The sequence below is a fragment of the uncultured Campylobacter sp. genome, assembly GCF_937890585.1.
Classification (GTDB): domain Bacteria; phylum Campylobacterota; class Campylobacteria; order Campylobacterales; family Campylobacteraceae; genus Campylobacter_A.
The window spans coordinates 1-1,083 of the sequence record NZ_CALACG010000125.1; the positions used below are offsets into that span (position 1 = coordinate 1).

The following is a 1,083-nucleotide window of genomic DNA, read 5'->3' on the forward strand; positions in this document are numbered from 1 at the left end:
CCATACAAATTCATATAGGCGATAAGTGTCATATAGTTATCGTTGTTTAAAATTCGGTTGATATTGTGCTTTGCTTTTAGCTGCTCTTTGTGAATTTCATCCGTCCTATTTTCTAGCTCGTGGATCTTTCTATCCTGCTCTTTTAGGTAGTTTAGTTGGATTTGCATATAGTCGAGCTGGCTAACGGCGACCTTATCTCTTTTATATGCTTTCTCAACTTCAATAAAATAACGCCTTACTTGTTTGCCTTTTTCGTTTCGCTCCATCATCGCTATCTCTTTCGCAATATCGGTTGTGAGGATATACTCGGTTATTAAGCTTGCCTTTTTGCCGTACTCTGTGATCGTTTCTCTTTTTTGAGAAACGATGATATAGTCGGCGTTTAAGATAGCATCCGTCTCATCAAGTCGCCTTTTGATCCAGTCTGAAAATTTAGTATCACTTTCTAAAACTTCGTGTAAGTCCCTAGCATTTACCGAATTTACTTCAGTGTTATTTATCATCGTTTGGCTGATTGTAATTATCTCGTTCATTCTGCACCTCTTAAAATGGTATTTCTTGGCTATCATAATCAACACAATTGACATCTATATCTGGCACGTCATTATATTGTGGCTCGCTTTTACGCTGCGCGTCTTGGCTCTGTTGTGATGTGCTACTAACTTGATATGTATTGCTCTTTTGTGGTTCGCCGTCTTTGCTACCTAGCATCTCCATACTTTCAACGCTTATAGTGTGCTTTGAGCGATTTTGCCCGTTTTGATCCGTCCATTGCTCAAATTGGAGCCGTCCTTCGATCAAAAGCTTCGATCCTTTTCTTAGATATTGGTTGGCAATCTCTGCACCTTTGTCAAAAAAGCTAATATCGATAAAACAAGTATCCTCTTTTTTCTCTCCGTTGATAGTAAATTTATGAGTGACGGCGATCGCACTTTTACCAATCGCTGCACCGCTTGGAGTGTATCTAAGCTCAATATCTCTTGTTAAATTGCCAACTATTACTACTTTGTTAAACATTCAAAAACCTTTCAAATATCTTTTTGCCTATCTCATAATCAACTTCATTTCTTATAGCCTGGCGTT

2 protein-coding genes are annotated in these 1,083 nt (G+C 38.2%); both read right to left on the reverse strand.

Features of this window, described 5'->3' with window-relative positions:
* Positions 1 to 533: antA/AntB antirepressor family protein (locus Q0296_RS03670; RefSeq protein WP_298036663.1), on the reverse strand; the 533-nt coding region annotated here is incomplete at its 3' end.
* A 10-nt stretch (positions 534 to 543) separates the two neighbouring features.
* The gene (gene ssb / locus Q0296_RS03675) at positions 544 to 1,017 is read right to left on the reverse strand and encodes a single-stranded DNA-binding protein (protein ID WP_298036665.1); all 474 of its coding nucleotides are present in this window, start codon (positions 1,015 to 1,017) and stop codon (positions 544 to 546) included.
* Positions 1,018 to 1,083: the final 66 nt, after the last annotated feature.